General features: G+C 47.5%; 17 protein-coding genes. 14 read left to right on the top strand and 3 right to left on the bottom strand.

The window, feature by feature from the left end; translation table 11 throughout:
* Positions 1–58 precede the first annotated feature (58 nt).
* From AS006_RS05240 to AS006_RS05230, 3 genes are read left to right on the top strand one after another with little or no spacing between them, the layout of a single operon-like run.
* Positions 59–472 (top strand): methylated-DNA--[protein]-cysteine S-methyltransferase, encoded by a 414-nt coding sequence (locus AS006_RS05240; protein ID WP_101513285.1) that lies wholly within the window; start codon positions 59–61, stop codon positions 470–472.
* A complete protein-coding gene (locus AS006_RS05235; protein ID WP_101513284.1) occupies positions 469–2,400 on the top strand; it encodes a transglycosylase domain-containing protein in 1,932 nt (643 codons plus the stop codon). The genes AS006_RS05240 and AS006_RS05235 overlap by 4 nt, the downstream gene beginning before the upstream one ends.
* A gap of 3 nt (positions 2,401–2,403) precedes the next feature.
* Positions 2,404–2,958, top strand: a complete 555-nt coding sequence (locus tag AS006_RS05230) for a pyruvate kinase alpha/beta domain-containing protein (RefSeq protein WP_101513283.1) — start codon at positions 2,404–2,406, stop codon at positions 2,956–2,958.
* Here AS006_RS05230 and AS006_RS05225 read toward each other — a convergent pair.
* Positions 2,903–4,273, bottom strand: a complete 1,371-nt coding sequence (locus AS006_RS05225) for a radical SAM protein (protein WP_101513282.1) — start codon at positions 4,271–4,273, stop codon at positions 2,903–2,905. The genes AS006_RS05230 and AS006_RS05225 overlap by 56 nt on opposite strands.
* Entirely contained in the window at positions 4,270–5,010 is a 741-nt protein-coding gene (locus AS006_RS05220; RefSeq protein WP_101513281.1) for a type III pantothenate kinase, read from the bottom strand. The genes AS006_RS05225 and AS006_RS05220 overlap by 4 nt, the downstream gene beginning before the upstream one ends.
* Positions 5,011–5,148: 138 nt before the next feature.
* On the opposite strand from AS006_RS05220, the gene AS006_RS05215 reads away from it, so the two are divergent.
* From AS006_RS05215 to tsaB, 9 genes are all read left to right on the top strand, one after another.
* A complete protein-coding gene (locus AS006_RS05215; RefSeq protein ID WP_101513280.1) occupies positions 5,149–6,441 on the top strand; it encodes an O-acetyl-L-homoserine sulfhydrylase in 1,293 nt (430 codons plus the stop codon).
* 3 nt (positions 6,442–6,444) lie between these two features.
* Complete coding sequence (metA, locus tag AS006_RS05210) at positions 6,445–7,359, top strand: homoserine O-succinyltransferase (protein ID WP_101513279.1); 915 nt, start codon at positions 6,445–6,447, stop codon at positions 7,357–7,359.
* 69 nt (positions 7,360–7,428) lie between these two features.
* Positions 7,429–8,553, top strand: coding sequence for a sodium ion-translocating decarboxylase subunit beta (locus AS006_RS05205; RefSeq protein ID WP_199167397.1), 1,125 nt, complete (start codon positions 7,429–7,431; stop codon positions 8,551–8,553).
* Between the two features lie 12 nt (positions 8,554–8,565).
* Positions 8,566–8,772, top strand: a complete 207-nt coding sequence (locus AS006_RS05200; RefSeq protein ID WP_101513277.1) for an ATP-binding protein — start codon at positions 8,566–8,568, stop codon at positions 8,770–8,772.
* On the top strand, positions 8,760–9,914 hold the full coding sequence (locus AS006_RS05195) for a 2-oxoacid:acceptor oxidoreductase subunit alpha (RefSeq protein ID WP_101513276.1): 1,155 nt from the start codon (positions 8,760–8,762) through the stop codon (positions 9,912–9,914). Before AS006_RS05200 ends, AS006_RS05195 begins: the two co-directional genes overlap by 13 nt.
* A 52-nt stretch (positions 9,915–9,966) precedes the next feature.
* Positions 9,967–11,256 carry a phosphopyruvate hydratase gene (gene eno / locus AS006_RS05190; protein WP_199167395.1) on the top strand — a complete coding sequence of 430 codons (1,290 nt, stop codon included), beginning with the start codon at positions 9,967–9,969 and terminating at the stop codon, positions 11,254–11,256.
* 45 nt (positions 11,257–11,301) lie between these two features.
* The gene (locus AS006_RS05185) at positions 11,302–12,216 is read left to right on the top strand and encodes a cation diffusion facilitator family transporter (protein WP_101513275.1); all 915 of its coding nucleotides are present in this window, start codon (positions 11,302–11,304) and stop codon (positions 12,214–12,216) included.
* Positions 12,217–12,228: 12 nt separating this feature from the next.
* The gene (locus AS006_RS05180; protein WP_233185655.1) at positions 12,229–12,693 is read left to right on the top strand and encodes a DUF3855 domain-containing protein; all 465 of its coding nucleotides are present in this window, start codon (positions 12,229–12,231) and stop codon (positions 12,691–12,693) included.
* 9 nt (positions 12,694–12,702) lie between these two features.
* Complete coding sequence (gene tsaB, locus AS006_RS05175; RefSeq protein ID WP_101513273.1) at positions 12,703–13,326, top strand: tRNA (adenosine(37)-N6)-threonylcarbamoyltransferase complex dimerization subunit type 1 TsaB; 624 nt, start codon at positions 12,703–12,705, stop codon at positions 13,324–13,326.
* 6 nt (positions 13,327–13,332) lie between these two features.
* Here tsaB and AS006_RS05170 read toward each other — a convergent pair whose 3' ends face one another.
* Positions 13,333–15,711 carry an ATP-dependent Clp protease ATP-binding subunit gene (locus AS006_RS05170; RefSeq protein WP_101513272.1) on the bottom strand — a complete coding sequence of 793 codons (2,379 nt, stop codon included), beginning with the start codon at positions 15,709–15,711 and terminating at the stop codon, positions 13,333–13,335.
* A 263-nt stretch (positions 15,712–15,974) separates the two neighbouring features.
* Between AS006_RS05170 and rsmH the strand changes: the two genes are divergently transcribed.
* Complete coding sequence (gene rsmH, locus AS006_RS05165) at positions 15,975–16,877, top strand: 16S rRNA (cytosine(1402)-N(4))-methyltransferase RsmH (protein ID WP_101513271.1); 903 nt, start codon at positions 15,975–15,977, stop codon at positions 16,875–16,877.
* The gene (locus tag AS006_RS05160) at positions 16,843–17,133 is read left to right on the top strand and encodes a hypothetical protein (RefSeq protein ID WP_101513270.1); all 291 of its coding nucleotides are present in this window, start codon (positions 16,843–16,845) and stop codon (positions 17,131–17,133) included. Before rsmH ends, AS006_RS05160 begins: the two co-directional genes overlap by 35 nt.
* Positions 17,134–17,141 lie beyond the last annotated feature (8 nt).

Raw genomic sequence — 17,141 nt, 5'->3', positions numbered from 1 at the left:
CATGAAGCCCTCCTCGAGCGAGCCTGTTATAATTCTATCAGGAGGTGGTGATTTTTTCATGAAGGATCTTCCCGGAAACATCGCCGTTCGTGTTGAGAACGGAAAGGTTGTCGAAATAAAACTGGGAAGCGATGAGTCAAACTGTCCGCCTGAAGTGAAGAAAGAACTGGAAGAGTACTTTTCCGGCAAAAGAAGGGAGTTTTCTTTCCCGGTGGAGATCAGAGGAACTCTTTTTCAAAAGAAGGTCTGGGAGGAAGTGAGAAAGATTCCGTACGGTGAGACACGAACCTACGGTGAGATCGCAGAAAAACTCAACACCTCCCCACGAGCCATTGGACAGGCCCTTGCAAAAAATCCTCTTCCCCTCTACATACCGTGTCATCGGGTGGTTTCAAAGCGAGGACCTGGAGGGTTCAGTGCCGGTCTCGAATGGAAGAAATTTTTGATTGATCTGGAGCGAGATAGCCGATGAGGAAGTTCTTTGTGTCTTTTTTGATCTCTGCCGCTCTTGTCTTCTCAACACTCTGGGGGCTTTATTTCCTTTTCACAAAAGACCTACCACCACCTGAAAGGAAGCTTGTTCCGACTTTCAGGGTATTCTACAGTGATGGAACACCACTTTTCATTTCCAGAAACGTCTGGATAGATCTTTCGAACGTACCAGAAAGTTTCGTAAACCTTCTTTTGACTTCTGAAGACGAAGATTTCTACAGGCATCCCGGGTTCGACTTGAAGGGTTTCATAAGGGCAATTCTGGTGGATATAAAAACCCTGAGCTTTTCACAGGGGGGAAGCACTCTCACCCAGCAACTTGCAAGGACTCTGTACCTTTCCATGGACAAATCCATCGCCAGAAAACTGAAAGAGATCTTCATCTCGTTCTGGCTCGAACGAGCGAGAACAAAAGATGAAATTCTGGAGATGTACATAAACTCCGTTTACATGGGAAACGGAATCTACGGATTTCAAACAGCGGCACTCTACTACTTTGGGAAAAACCTGTGGGAACTCTCCGAACCGGAAATGGCCGTCCTTGTTGCTTTGATCAAGTCTCCTGAAAACTTCAACCCCGAAAAGAACCCAGAAGTTTCCAAAAAAAGAGCAAAGATCGTACTCGAAAGGATGCTCTCGGAGGGAAAGATCGATCAACAAACGTACCAGAGACACGTCGAAGAGCTCTCAAGACTGGAATTCCAAACGCACCGGCTCACAGTGGATGAAGAGCTTTTCTGGAAGATCGTGAGGGAAGCTCAGAGGGCAGGCTTTGATCTGAACGAACTAAGGCACGGCTACAAGGTGTTTCTCACGCTGAACAGAGATTTGCAGGAACGAGTCTTTGACATCATCCAGGACGAAAAGACAGCCTTCGTTGCTGTGAAGACAAAGACGGGCGAGATAGTGGCCTATCGAGGAGTTGGTATCGAATATGGAACGGGCTGGAGACAGGTGGGATCCTCTATAAAACCACTGTATTACTACTACGCCCTTCTGAAAGGAATGAATCCTTCGAATCTTTTGCTCGACCTTCCTGTCAAAGTGGGAGACTGGGAACCGGAGAATTTCGATGAAAAATACAGGGGAATGGTCAGTCTCGAAGAGGCCATCGTGGAGTCCAGAAACATCCCCTCCGTGCTGCTCTACTCGTACATTCAGCCAGAGAACGTGAAATCCTTCATCACGGAGACATTGAAACTGAGATCCAGATACCCGGACGATCTCACGGCCGCTCTGGGAACCGTTGAAACATCCCCGGAAGAACTGGCGAAAGCATACTCGGCCGTTTTCAACGGAGGCGTTGCCCTCCAGCCCTACATCATAGACAGGATAGTGGATCGAAACGGAAGAGTCGTTTACAGAGGGTATCCAAAGGTCGTATCGATCGTACCGTCTTTCGTGAGAACGCCACAGGAAGCGAGCGAGATCATGAAATGGATCATGAAAGAAGTTGTGGAAAGAGGAACGGGTGTTCGAGCCAGAATTCCGGGAAAGACAGTGGCAGGAAAGACGGGAACGGCGGGAAACAACGCCTGGTTCATAGGAGGAGATGACGAGTACGTAGCTGCCCTGGTGAAGGATGGGAAGGATCTTCTTGGCGGAAGAGACTGTGCCCCCGTTTGGAAAGAGATCGTGTCAGACTGGAAACACCTCAAAGGCCTTCTCACGTACAGAGAAGTACACGGTGAGAAGAAACTTGTGATCGACGATCGAACTGTAGATTACATCGACTACGACAGGCTCGTTGAACTTTTGAACGAAGGAAGTGTTGAACTGGAAAGGATCGTGGAAATTCTCAAATTTATGGACTACAATCATCAAATAGAGTTTCTTTCAAAAGTAAACGCAGTGGATCCAGTTCTATCCCTCGAAATCTGGAAGAAATTTCTGAAGGAAGGGGGATGAAACATGATTCTTTTCAGAGAGCCAGGAAGGACAAATACGAGGAAAACCCTGGAGATAGCAATCGAAAAGGCTCGAAATCTTCCTTCCAGGAAACTTCTGATAGCTTCCGCCACAGGGTACAGTGCGAAGATGGCACTGGAGATGGCGAAGGATTTGAAACTCATCGTGGTGACACATCACACCGGTTTCGAAGAGCCAGACACACAGGAGTTCGACGAGAACACAAGAAAACTTTTGAAAGAAAAAGGACATGAAGTTCTCACTGCCACTCACGCCCTCTCCGCTGGAGAGAGGTGTCTCAGAAAGAAGTTCGGAGGCATTTATCCTCTGGAGATCATAGCGAACGCCCTGAGGATGTTCAGCGAAGGTGTGAAGGTGGCTGTGGAGATATCCCTGATGGCGGCCGATGCAGGGCTTGTGAGAACGACGGAACTCGTCGTTGCCTGCGGGGGAACCGAAAGTGGTCTCGACTCCGCCGTAGTTATAAAACCGACGAACTCTTCTAATCTTTTCGATCTGAGGATCGTCGAGATTCTGTGTATGCCTTCGAATATCTGATCTTCAGATCCTGAACGAGCCGTTTTATCTCCTGTATCTCTTCCGAACTCATTCCGTACTTCCACCAGAACGGAAGGACCGTGTTGTTCAAAAGGACAGGATCAACGTCTGGATCCAGTTTTTTCTCCCTGACGAGTTTTTTCCAGTCCTCTGTACCCGGGATAGGGGTGTACTCGTTCACCGATACACCGATCCCTTCGTTCAAACAAACCTTTACAGCCTCCAGCACATCTTCTTTTGTCTGACCGGGCATGTTCACCATAATGTACGCTGAGACTTCCTCTTTCGAGAAACCAACTTTTCTTAGAATTCGGGCAGCGCGCACAAGATCTTCATCGTACACCTTTCCTCCCGTTTCTCTCTGGAGCTTTCCAGAGGTTTCGTATCCCAGTTTTATGGTCTTGAAGTTCGCTTCTTTCATCAGAAGAGCGGTTTCTTCATCGAGAAGTCTTGCGTGTATTCCGTTTGGAAGATGAAAGTGCACCTTCCAGTTCTTTCTAACGATGAGTTTCAATACTTCTTTGAATCGTCCAGATGCCAGTATCGCATCGTCGAAGAAAACGATGTCCTCAACCTGAAACATGTCCAGGTACTTCTCGACAGTTTCTACCACTCTCTCTGGACTTCTCACCCTGAGGCCTTTCCAGAGTCTGTGAACTGCACAATAGGAACAGTGAAAGGGACAGCCAAGCGTTGTGGTGAAAACAAGGTGCCCTACCCTCTCGTAGAGTTCGTACATTGGATCGAAAACTTCGAACCAGTTCTCCGGTATCTCCTTCGAGGGAAATCCGAGTTTTTCCAAAAAAGATGGAAGAAAAACAAGATCACCGAAAGGAAAGACCAGTGCTTCACTTCTGGACGCATGTTTTGGAAAGAGTCTTGGGTATATTCCCCCCAGAACGATCGGGACATCGTAGCGTTTTTTCAGAAAACGGATCGTTTCCCAGACACCGGGATACCAGTAACTCAGAGTAGAGGTGACCATCACAAGGTTTACCTCTCCTATCTCCCTGAGTCTCCAATCCAGAAATTCCGGGGGTGCTCCGTATCTTTTGTATTTCCTTGGGACAAAGCGGAGAATCTCTGGTTTCTCTATTACTCTACTCGGGAACTTTCCGGTAGCGTACTTTTTGTCTTTTGGAACTTTCACAAAGCGTGGAAGATAGGGATCGTGTCTGTTGAGAAGATCCACGAGGTGAACCTCGTATCCCATCCATTCCATTGCACGGGCAACGTAAAGGAGACCAAGGGGTTTCAGCCAGAAGTCGTACGCTGCAAAGTCGTGGATCCACGGATTCACAAGGAGCACTCTCATTTTCCGAAGCAGAAATGGAACACCCCCTTTATGGTCAGGTCTTCGTCGAAGATCTCGTGTCTGAGGATTTCCCTAACGATCTTCGACTGTCCTCCCGTCAGGACTACCGGCAGTTCGCCGTACATTCCTTTTATTCGTTTCACTATTCCCTCGAGGGCATAGACCGTTCCATTCACAACACCGAGTTGTATGTTCTCTTCCGTATCCTTGCCCACCACAAAATCTGCCGGTTTCACCTCAACGAGTGGAAGTTTCGCTGTTCCTCGAAAGAGTGAATGAACCATCATGAAGAGCCCGGGAAGTATGGCACCACCCTCGTAAGAACCCTCCACTACAAGATCCACCGTGGTGGCGGTTCCCATGTCAATGATGATGCCGCTGCTTTCGTACTCTTTCACGAAACCCACAACGTTTGCCACCCTGTCTGCTCCAATCTCCCCCGGGTTTTTCACGTTCCATCTCACACAGCCGTCCTTCGCCTTCACCCAGATTGGATCCATGCTGAAATACTTCCTTGAAAATCGTTCTATAACAATATTCTGAGTGGGAACAACGGAAGCAACTCCGATGCCCTCTATTTTACGCATGGCATCACCAAGAAGAGGATACAGATGCGAAAAGAGTTCGTCCTCTGTCTGGAAGATTCCTGTGGACAAGCGCCATCTTTTGAAAACTTTTCCGTCTTCCGTTGTGGAGAAAACGGAATGGGTGTTTCCAACATCTATCAGAAGATACACGGGTACCACCTCCGATTTTAAGATGATGTAAAATACATTTTACATTCAATACCTACAATTTGACACGAAGATTCAGTAAGGTAATACTAAATCCTTAGTTAGAGTACACCAGAAATTCTACCATGGGAGGTGGATACATTGGATTGGAGGAAGTACGGATTCAACACGAGGGCACTCCATGCGGGCTATGAACCCCCTGAGCCGACAACAGGTTCTAGAGCCGTTCCCATTTATCAGACGACCTCTTATGTCTTCAAAGATTCCGACCACGCTGCGAGACTGTTTGCCCTGGAGGAACCCGGGTTCATCTACACGAGAATCGGAAATCCAACGGTGGGTGTTCTTGAAGAGAGAATAGCGGCCCTGGAAGGTGGGGTCGGTGCTCTCGCTGTCTCCAGCGGACAGGCAGCCATCACGTACGCCATCCTGAACATAGCGGGGCCCGGTGATGAGATCGTCAGTGGAAGCGCACTGTATGGGGGAACATACAATCTCTTCAAACACACGCTGTACAGGAAGTCCGGAATTGTGGTGAAATTCGTGGATGAAACAGATCCGAAGAACGTGGAAGAAGCCATCACGGAGAAAACAAAAGCAGTGTACCTTGAAACCATTGGAAATCCGGGTCTTACGGTACCTGATTTTGAGGCAATAGCAGAAATCGCTCACAGGCATGGAATACCTCTCATCGTGGACAACACAGTGGCACCGTACATCTTCAGGCCGTTCGAACACGGAGCAGACATCATCGTGTATTCTGCTACGAAATTCATAGGAGGACAGGGTACATCGATCGGTGGGCTGATAGTGGACAGTGGAAAGTTTGACTGGACGAACGGAAAATTTCCAGAACTCGTGGAGCCGGATCCCAGCTATCACGGTGTGAGTTACGTGGAAACGTTCAAAGAAGCCGCCTACATAGTGAAGTGCAGAACGCAGCTTCTGAGAGATCTTGGAAGTTGTATGAGTCCGTTCAACGCATTCCTGTTCATTCTGGGACTCGAAACTCTGAGTCTGAGAATGAAAAAGCACTGTGAGAACGCACTCAAAGTCGTTGAATTCTTGAAGACGCACCCTGTGGTGAGCTGGGTCAACTATCCGATCGTTGAAAGCAACAAAACCAGAGAAAACGCCCTGAAATATCTTAAAGAGGGATACGGTGCCATAGTGACGTTCGGCATAAGAGGAGGAAAAGAGGCCGGAAAGAAGTTCATCGACAGTCTCACACTCATTTCCCATCTTGCCAACATCGGAGATGCAAGGACACTGGCCATCCATCCTGCTTCCACCACCCACCAGCAACTCACAGAAGAAGAGCAGTTGAAAACAGGAGTCACTCCGGATATGATAAGATTGTCTGTTGGAATAGAGGACGTGGAGGACATAATAGGAGATCTCGATCAGGCTCTCAGAAAATCTCAGGAGGGATGAAGATTGCCAATAAACGTTCCAAGTGGTCTTCCTGCCGTTAAGATTCTGGCAAAAGAAGGAATCTTTGTGATGACAGAAAAGAGGGCGATACACCAGGATATTCGCCCTCTTGAAATACTCATCCTGAACCTGATGCCAGACAAGATAAAGACGGAGATTCAGCTTCTTAGACTCCTTGGAAACACCCCTCTCCAAGTGAATGTGACCTTACTCTACACCGAATCCCACACACCCAAACACACTCCCATCGAGCACATTTTGAAATTCTACACAACCTTTTCTGCTGTAAAGAACAGAAAGTTCGACGGGTTCATCATCACAGGAGCCCCCGTGGAACTGCTACCTTTTGAAGAAGTGGATTACTGGGATGAGCTCACAGAGATCATGGAGTGGAGCCGTCACAACGTGTATTCGACCATGTTCATCTGCTGGGCGGCTCAGGCAGGGTTGTATTACTTCTACGGTGTACCGAAGTACGAACTACCCCAGAAGCTCTCGGGTGTTTACAAGCACAAAGTTGCGAAGGAAACGGTCCTCTTCAGGGGGCACGATGATTTCTTCTGGGCACCGCACTCCAGATACACGGAGATCAGAAAAGAAGACATAATGAAGATTTCGGAGCTAGAAATCCTTGCGGAATCAGACGAGGCCGGAGTTTATGTGGTTGCAAACAAAAGCGAAAGACAGATATTCGTGACAGGACATCCAGAGTACGACAGATACACCCTGAGAGATGAATACTACAGAGATATAAACCGCAATCTGAAAGTACCCATACCAGCCAACTATTTTCCAAACGACGATCCGACGAAAACACCTGTTCTCACCTGGTGGAGTCATGCCCATCTTTTCTTCAGCAACTGGCTGAATTACTGTATATATCAGAAGACACCTTACAGACTGGAAGACATTCACTGAGAAGAACCCCCGCAAGGGGTTCTTCTTTTGTGTTAGAATATTCCTGGCTGCACAGAGGGAGGGAAAAAGTTGTCCGTCTTATCAACACTGGAAAACTTCTTCAATCAAACGGCCTTTCCTCATCTCACAGTTGGAAACGTCATCATGTTTGCAATAGCGATCTCCCTGCTCTATGTGGCGATAGTGAAACACTCAGAACCCCTTCTGTTGATACCAATTGCCTTTGGCATCATCCTCGCAAACATTCCACCTGAAGCCTCCGGAATCCTGAACGAAGGAGGATTTCTTTATTACATAAAGAAAGGTCTCGATCTGGGAATCTATCCCCCACTCATCTTCCTTGGAATCGGTGCTCTCACGGATTTCTCTTTCATGCTCTCTTATCCGATTACCATTTTCCTCGGCGCCGCAGCCCAGATGGGGATATTCTTCACACTCTTTGTTGCAAAGATGCTTGGGTTTTCCTTGAAACAGGCAGCATCGATCGCCATCATCGGTGGAGCAGATGGTCCCACCGCCATCTACATCACCAACACACTGTCTCCCGAACTCATCGCTCCCATTGCTATCTCTGCGTACTCTTACATCGCCCTCATACCGATATTACAGCCTGTTGTTTCAAAAGTGTTGACCAGTAGGGAAGAAAGGAAAATACGGATGAAACCTCCCAGAAAGGTGAGCAGGTTCGAAAGACTCTCGTTTCCTCTCATCATAACCATCGCCACTGCTCTTCTGATACCAAAGTCGTTGCCACTCGTTGGTTCACTCATGTTTGGAAACCTCCTCAGGGAGGCAGGGGTGGTAAAGAGACTGGTGGAAGCAGCAAGCAGGTACATTCTCGACACGGTGACCATACTTCTCATGCTCTCCGTTGGGGCATCTGCCAGGGCGGACGTGTTCTTACAACCCCAAAGCCTGAAAATATTCTTCCTGGGCGCCACCGCTTTCATCGTGTCTATGAGTTCTGGTATTCTGTTTGCAAAACTCATGAACCTCTTTTTGAAAGACAAGATAAACCCTCTCATAGGTGCTGCCGGCGTTTCCGCCGTTCCAGATTCCGCCAGAGTCGCTCAGAGGCTTGCCCAGGAAGAAGATCCGAGCAATCACATACTCATGCATGCGATGGGGCCGAATGTGGCGGGCGTGATTGGATCTGCAACGGTAGCCGGTGTGTTTTTGATGTTCCTCAGCTGAGAAGGTGAGGTTATGGGATACAGAATCGAGGTAAACTACGATTGGTGTAAAGCCTGCAAACTGTGCTCCTGGGTTTGTCCCACAAAGGCTATCACAAGTGATGAACTTGGAAGACCCATGATACGCGAAGAAAAATGCATCGGGTGTCTGAGATGCGAGAAAATTTGTCCTGAGATGGCAATAGAGGTACTGGGAAGTGAAGAAAGATGCCGGAGATGATGTTTTTGCAGGGAAACGAGGCATGTGCACTGGGTGCCATAAAAGCGGGATGCAGATTCTTCGCAGGTTATCCCATCACACCTTCTACGGAGATAGCCGAAGTCATGGCGAGGGAGTTACCAAAGGTCGGAGGTGTGTTCATCCAGATGGAAGACGAAATAGCCAGTGCCGCAGCCGTTGTTGGGGCCTCTCTTGCCGGTGTGAAGGCCATGACTGCAACGAGTGGTCCTGGATTCAGTCTCATGCAGGAAGTGATCGGATACGCGATAATGACGGAGACTCCGTGCGTTTTTGTCAACGTTATGAGACTGGGACCGTCCACAGGACTTCCCACAAAACCGGCCCAGGGAGACATCATGCAGGCAAGGTGGGGAACACACGGCGATCACGCCATAATTGCCCTCTATCCCTCCACGGTGGAAGAAGTGTATCGTCACATAATCACCGCTTTCAACATGGCAGAAGAGTACAGAACACCGGTTATCTTCCTGATGGATGAGACCCTGGGACACATGAGGGAGAGTTTCTACCCTCCAAAAGACGAAGATCTTTTCGTCATAGAAAGACTGAAGGACACATCTTTTGGTGACGAAGAGTTATTTGTTCCGTTTTCCGAGAGCGAGTACGCAGAACCCACGCCGCTACCAATGGCCGAGATGGGAAGGACGAAGTTTCACGTTTCCGGTCTTGTACACGATGAATCTGGCTTTCCTCTCAGTTCTCCCGATGTGGCGGAGAAACTGATAAGACGGCTCACAAACAAGATAAGGCTTCACTCAGACGAACTAGCTCTGTACGAAGAGTACGAAGTGGAAGATGCAGAGATCCTCGTGGTGGCTTATGGAATCGTCGCAAGAAGTGCTCTGAGGGCTGTGAAAATAGCAAGACGCGATCGGATTAAAGTGGGACTGTTCAAACCCATTACGATCTGGCCAGCTCCCATTTCCAGATTCAGGAAACTGGCGGAGAAGGTGAACACGATCATCATCGCCGAGATGAATCTGGGGCAGTACGCGAAAGAACTGATCAGTGCCATCGACAGAAAATCGAAGGTCATAAGGACGATAAACAAAGTGAACGGAGAACTCATAAAACCGGAAGAGATACTCGATGTTATAACCGAAACTCAAATAGAGATTTAATCGGAATGGGGTACAATATTGATGGAATCAAAAAAGCGAGGAGGTGGAGACTGTGTACGTGGAAATCGTCGATGTGAGGGCAAGAGAAGTTCTCGATTCTCGAGGAAATCCCACCGTTGAGGCCGAAGTCGTTCTGGAAGATGGTACTGTGGGAAGGGCGATCGTTCCTTCCGGAGCATCCACTGGAAAGTTCGAAGCTTTGGAGATAAGGGACAAAGACAAGAAAAGGTATCACGGAAAAGGTGTCCTGAAAGCCGTAGAAAATGTCAACGAAACAATCGCCCCCGCTCTGATCGGCATGAACGCCTTCGATCAGCCCCTTGTGGACAAAACACTGATCGAACTCGACGGCACAGAAAACAAATCAAAACTCGGTGCCAACGCTATTCTCGCTGTCTCCATGGCAGTGGCAAGAGCGGCGGCGAACTATCTGGGACTTCCACTGTACAAATACCTCGGTGGAGTCAATGCGAAGGTACTTCCCGTTCCTCTCATGAACGTAATAAACGGTGGTCAGCATGCAGATAACAACCTTGACCTCCAGGAGTTCATGATCGTTCCAGCGGGATTTGACAGTTTCAGAGAAGCCCTGAGAGCAGGAGCCGAGATCTTCCACACCCTCAAGAAGATCCTTCACGACTCTGGACACGTGACGGCGGTCGGCGACGAAGGTGGATTCGCACCGAACCTCTCATCCAACGAAGAGGCGATAAAGATACTGATTGAAGCCATAGAGAAGGCTGGTTACATCCCCGGTGAGCAGGTGTTCATCGCCCTCGACTGTGCTGCATCCTCCTTCTACGACGAAGAAAAGGGAGTCTACTTCGTTGACGGCGAGGAAAAATCCAGCGAGGTACTCATGGGATACTACGAGGAACTGGTAGCAAAATATCCAATCATATCCATCGAAGATCCGTTTGCAGAAGAAGATTGGGATGCGTTTGTCGAATTCACCAAGAGGGTAGGACACAAGGTTCAGATCGTGGGAGACGATCTCTACGTGACCAACGTTAAGAGACTCTCCAAAGGAATCGAACTCAAAGCGACAAACTCCATTCTCATAAAGCTCAACCAGATAGGAACCGTCACGGAAACACTCGATGCAGTGGAACTCGCTCAGAAGAACAACATGACGGCCATCATCTCCCACAGATCCGGAGAGAGTGAAGACACCTTCATAGCAGATCTTGCGGTGGCAACCAACGCCGGATTCATCAAGACGGGATCTCTGTCCAGAAGCGAAAGGATCGCCAAGTACAATCAACTTCTGAGAATTGAGGAAGAGCTTGGAAAAGTGGCAGAGTTCAGAGGGTTTTCTTCCTTCTACTCAATAAAGAGATGAAAAAGGCCCACTCCGGTGGGCCTTTTCTCATTGAGGTGAGGTTCGTTGGAAAGGCACGATGAGATAAAAAAGGGTGCCTGGGTTGGAATCGTTGGGAACACTGCCCTTGCGTTGTTGAAGGTGATCACAGGACTTTTCACAGGAAGTTATGCGATACTTGCAGATGGAATAGATACGTCAACCGACATATTCACATCTTTTGTCATTCTCCTGTCGGCGCGCATTTCGGGAAAACCCCCCGACAGAACTCATCCCTACGGTCACGGAAGAGTGGAGGCTGTGGCTTCAAAGATCATCTCGTTCATCATGTTCTATGCAGGAGCTTCCTTGTTGCTAGAGTCCATAAAAAGACTGATCACCGGCGAGATCTCTCTGGAGTTAACTTTTCCTGCCTTCTTCGTTGTTGGGGCTTCTGCTGCAGGAAAAACTTTCCTTTTCCTGTACAAACTGTCACTTGGAAAGCGTCTCAACAGCCTTGCCACGATCAGTGACGCTCTGAACATGAGAAACGACATCATGATCTCCGGCGCCGTGCTGGCTGGAATGATAGCGATGAAGACACTCGGTTGGTGGTGGCTGGACAGTGTTCTTGCGATATTCGTTTCGATAATGATCCTCAGAACTTCTTTCCAGATCTTCTACGAGGCTGCCTTCGAGTTGATGGATGGAATGAAAGAATCGGAATTAGATATATACACAGACATCTTCAGGGTTTTAGAAAAGTTTCCAGATGTACACAACCCTCACAGGGTCAGGGTGAGAAAAGTGGGAACGAAATATTACATAGAGATGGATATAGAAGTTGATGGATCGATGACCGTGGAAGACGCTCACGACCTGACCGTGAAAATAAGAGAAGAGATAATGAGCAAAAGAGACGATATAGAGGATTTGACGATACACGTGGAACCTCTTGGTAATGTGGAGAAAGAGGGTTTTGGTGTGAAGAAAGGGGTGTAGGCGTTGAAACTGATGGACAGCCTGGAGATCTTCTACCGGAGAAAGGACATAGATACCAGAGACTTCGAGAAGAAAATCAGGGAGATCTTGCGAGAAACCGGTATCACCTTGGACGTTGTGAACTCGGAGTCGGCAGGAAGGATTTTCCTCAAGATCAACGTTTTGGAAGATCAGGAACAAATTCCGAGTTTTATTTTGAAAGCCTTAATCCCGGAAACCGATGCCACCAGACTTCCCCTTGGAGAGTGGGCGACTCTGAACGTCTTCGTGGAAGAAGCCTCCTATTTGGAAGATCACGATTACATGAAGATCCATTCAGAGGGAAACAGATACGCACTCTACGTTCCGTACTCCGCCGTGAAGAGCAAAAACAGAGATGAAGTGGTGGCAGATTTCATGAAGTACTTTTTTGAAAGAAGAGGCTGGGATTTTAAAAACTACGAATTCTTCGTACGAGAAGTGGACAGCATAATATGAGGTGAAAAAATGATCGTGCTGGCGCTGGATACCTCTCAAAGAATAAGAGTTGGTCTGAAAAGAGATGAAGATGTAATCGAAGTCTCCTACACAGGGCAGAAAAAACACGCAGAGGTACTTCCTGTTCTGATAGAGAGGCTCTTGAGTGAAAATAGTATCTCTGTGAAAGATCTGAGCGCTGTGGGAGTGGGTATCGGCCCTGGGACGCTAACTGGACTCAGAGTTGGAATCGCAACCATCATAGGTATAACGGCTCCTTTCGATATTCCCGTTGTTCCTCTGAACTCTTTCGAAATGGCCGTGAAGAGCCTTCCCATCGATGGTACGGTCCTTGTTTCCAGAAGGGCACGTAAGGGTTATCGCTACTTTGCAGTCTACTCGAAACAGGGAGATCTTCTGAACACCATCAAAGAACCCTCCGTTTTCTCAGACGAGGAGGTACAGAAGATCCTTTCAGAAACAAAACCCTCCGCTGTTCTGGAAGAAGAAATCTTCATATCACCGAAAGTGCTCGTTGAGGAAACAGAAAAGGCGTTTAAAGAAGGAAGATTTGTGCATTACTACGAGATAGAGCCTCTCTATCTTCAAAAGTCCATAGCGGAGTTGAACTGGGAAAGAAAAAGAGGGGGATAATCCCCCTCAACTCACCTTCTCGATCTCTCTTGCAACCTCGAGTATCAGTTTTTCACCGTTGAAGTCTACTCTTACCGTCTGACCTTCTTTGACCTCGCCTGCTATGATCATCCTAGCCAGAGGTGTCTCTATCTCCCTTTCAATGAGTCTTCTCAACGGTCTTGCTCCGAAGGTTGGGTCATACCCCTTTTCTGCAAGGTACTCTTTTGCTGCATCGGTGATGGTCAGTCTTATACTTTTGTCCTTCAAACGACCTTCGAGTCTTTTCAACATGATCTCCACTATCTGTTTCATATGTTCCTTGGTGAGTGGTTTGAACACGACCACGTGGTCTATCCTGTTTATGAACTCCGGTCTGAAGTAGTGTTTCAACTCTTCTCTCACTTTCTCTTCGATCTCCTCGAAGCTTTTGCCTTCTCTGACGAAGTTCAAGATAAGATCGCTTGCTATGTTACTCGTCATTATTATGATCGTGTTTTTAAAATCCACGACGTTTCCTTTGGCATCGGTCAGTCTACCATCATCCATGATCTGAAGCAGTATGTTAAAAACATCTGGATGAGCCTTTTCTATCTCGTCGAGCAGGATCACGCTGTACGGTCCTCTTCTCACAGCCTCTGTGAGCTGACCACCTTCTTCGTATCCTACGTAACCCGGTGGTGCTCCTATCAGTTTGGAAACGGCGTGCTTTTCCATGTACTCACTCATGTCGATTCGAATGAGGGCGTTTTCACTTCCAAAGAGCACCTCGGCGAGTGTTTTTGCAAGCTCTGTTTTTCCAACACCCGTTGGTCCCAAAAAGAGGAACGTTCCAACAGGTCTGTTTGGATCTTTTATCCCCGCACGTGCTTTTCTTATGGCATCCGCCACAACTCTGACGGCCTCTTCCTGATCCACCAGTCTCTGGTGTATGATCTCTTCAAGTTTGAGCAACTTCTCTTTCTCCGACTCCACTATTCTGGACACAGGTACTCCAGACCAGGATTCCACAACTTCCGCTATTTTCTCTGCTGTGACGACCGGCCTTCCACTCTTCAGGGCTTCGTATTCGCTCTTCAGTTTGAAAAGTTCCTTCTTGAGATCTGCAACTTCTTTGTACTGGGACCTCACGGTGAGCTCGTCGATTCTGTTCTCAAGTTCTTTTATCTTTCTTTCGAGTTCCTGAAGCCTTGCCTCATCCTTTTTCTGTTTTGAGAAGCCCAGTTTCACCCTCGCAGCTGCTTCATCCAGCAGGTCGATTGCCTTGTCCGGGAGGAATCTGTCTGTTATGTACCTTGCAGAAAGCTTCGCGGCAGCCTCTATTGCTTCATCTTCTATTTTGACCTTATGATGTTCTTCATAAACCCTCTTGAGGCCTTTCAGGATCTCTATCGTTTCCTCCACACTGGGTTCCTTCACCAAAACCGGCTGAAATCTTCTGGCGAGTGCTTTGTCCTTTTCTATGTGCTTTCTGTATTCATCCAGTGTGGTTGCTCCTATGACCCTGATTTCACCTCGGGCAAGGGCGGGTTTCAACATGTTGGCCGCATCCATTGCCCCTTCAGCTGCTCCCGCTCCGACTATGGTATGGATTTCATCGATGAACAGAATGGTTTTTTCTTTCTGTTTCATCACTTCGTCGAGGAAGGATTTTAGCCTTTCTTCGAACTCACCTCTGTACTTGGTACCCGCTATCATCCTACCAAGATCGACCATCAACACACGCACACCTTTTAAAGGATCGGGTACTTTCCCCTCCACGATCCTCTGAGCAAGTCCTTCCACGATGGCCGTTTTCCCCACTCCAGGATCTCCGATGAGTATTGGATTGTTCTTCGTTCGCCTCATCAAGATCTCTATCACGCGCTCGATTTCTTTTTCCCTTCCTATGATGGGACCGATCTTTCCTTCCTTGGCAAGCTTCGTCAGATCTGTGGCAAACGCCGTGATCGGTGATTGCTTATCCACAAACTCCTCTTCGTGCTCTTTCACTTTCTGAAGCACCTTTTCGTAGTCCACTCCATACTTTTTGAGAACGCGCGCTGCATGCGTTGAACCATCCCTCAGAAGGCCCAGGAGGAAGTGCAGAGGCCCCACGTCTTTCTGCTTGAAGAGCCTGGCTTCCTTCCTTGCCAGTTCCAGGATGTACGAAAGCTCTCTGGAAACGTACACCTGATCGGAAAATCCATAGAATATCCCGTACTGGGAATCGATGTAACCCTCCAGTTCGTCGGCAATCTCTTCCGTGTTCACATTGAGTTCTTCCAGTATCTTTGTGACGTCGTTTTCGTCGTACAGGATCTGAAGGAGAATGTGCTCAGGTCTAAGTAAATTCTGGTTTCTGTCTTTGAGATCCTCCACACTCTTTTCAAAGATATCCTTCATCTTGTCGTTCAGGTTTCTCATATGTCTCACCTCCGGCGAAATATATTAGCACTTTATTATTAAGAATGATAAACAAAAAAGTAACACCCAATAAACAGCACCATCCTCTTTCATCGACACAATAGGTATACACCCGTATATCAAGATATTTCACCACATAATTCCCATCAGAAGCCTGATTTGGATACTTTGAATTATGTTCGTCATTTTTTGACTTTTATGTAAAAACACGTTATAATTTTCTGCAAGCGAAGTCCAATCCCACTGTTCAGAGGTGTAAGAAGATGAGGAAATATACACACTACCATATTCCAGTAATGGTTCGAGAAGTGATCGAATATCTAAAACCCGAGGATGAAAAGATCATTCTGGATTGCACGGTGGGGGAAGGTGGACACGCACGAGCAATCCTGGAGAGCTGCCCTGGTTGTAGACTGATCGGAATAGATGTTGATTCAGAGGTTCTTCAAATCGCCGAGAGAAAACTCGAAGATTTTTCCGATCGAGTGAGTCTCTTCAAAGCTTCTTATAGGGACGTAGATTTCTTACTCAAAACTCTTGAAATTGAAAAAGTGGATGGAATATTGCTGGATCTTGGTGTTTCAACCTATCAGTTGAAGGGGGAGAACAGAGGTTTCACCTTCGAAAGAGAAGAGCCACTCGACATGCGTATGGATCTGGAAAGTGAGATAACAGCCCAGAAGGTACTGAACGAACTGAGCGAAGAAGAACTGGCCCGTATCATCTTCGAGTACGGAGAAGAGAAAAGATACGCAAGGAAAATAGCAAGAAAGATCGTGGAAAACAGACCCCTCAACACCACTCTGGATCTCGTGAAAGCTGTGAGCGAAGCACTTCCTTCTTACGAAATAAGGCGTCGAAAGAGACATTTTGCCACCAGAACGTTCCAGGCAATAAGGATATACGTCAACAGAGAACTTGAGAATTTGAGGGAATTTCTCCTGAACAAGGCAGAAAAACTTTTGAAGTTCGGCGGCAGGATAGTGGTGATCTCTTTTCATTCTCTGGAAGACAGGATAGTAAAGGAGGCTTTCAGAAATTCCAGAAAACTCCGTATTCTGACGGAAAAACCAGTACGTCCCTCTGAAGAAGAAGTGAGAGAGAATCCTCGTTCCAGAAGTGCTCGTCTGCGTGCAGCGGAGCTCGTGGAGGAAGGAGGAGATTGAACTGCCAGCGAAGGTAAACCAGAAATCCAGGGTTCTTGTGCTCTCTTATCAACTCGTCTTTACTATCATCATGGTCATCATGCTGATATTCGTGGGGATAACAGCATTGAGAATGGGAATTCTAACCTTTAAGCTGACACAGGCCAACAGACAGCTTGAGATCAGAATAGAAGAGATGAAAACAACATATCAAACTTTGAAAGAAGAATTCGACCACATTTCCTCCTATTTCGATGTTGTGCATCCTGCGGAGTGAAGGAATTA

The sequence above is a fragment of the Thermotoga sp. SG1 genome (assembly GCF_002865985.1).
Taxonomy (GTDB): domain Bacteria; phylum Thermotogota; class Thermotogae; order Thermotogales; family Thermotogaceae; genus Thermotoga.
The sequence above is the reverse complement of the archived record's forward strand: the minus strand, read 5'-3'. Positions and strand labels throughout refer to the sequence as shown.